This window comes from Vogesella lacus (assembly GCF_979366295.1).
Map to the genome: position 1 here is coordinate 1 of NZ_CEETQT010000050.1, position 292 is coordinate 292.

The 292-nt window shown below is 59.9% G+C and carries 1 protein-coding gene; it reads right to left on the minus strand.

Annotated elements, in window-relative coordinates; all coding sequences use genetic code 11:
- Positions 1–224, minus strand: a 224-nt coding sequence (locus ACZ9W6_RS17670; RefSeq protein WP_465192496.1) for a hypothetical protein, incomplete at its 3' end; no start/stop codon positions are given.
- Positions 225–292: the final 68 nt, after the last annotated feature.

A 292-nucleotide genomic window follows, 5' to 3' on the forward strand; every position in this document is an offset into this window, starting at 1 on the left:
TTCTTCACCTGCCAGCCTTTGAGCTGGAAGATGCGCTGCACGGTGTTTTTGTTCATGCCCAGCAGGCCTGCTACGGTGCGGTAGCCAAATGAAGGGTTCTCCTCAATCATCTCTTTAATGGGCTCGACCAGCTGCGGCTGCAGCTTGGGCGCAGCCTTTTGCGGGCGGTAGTACAGCGTGCGACGCGGTACGTCAAACCAGCGGCACAGCTTGCTGATGGGCACCTGGATGCCGTCGTCTGCGAGTCCCTGCCGGACGAGGTGGACTACTTGTCGTCCTCGCCCAGCAGAGA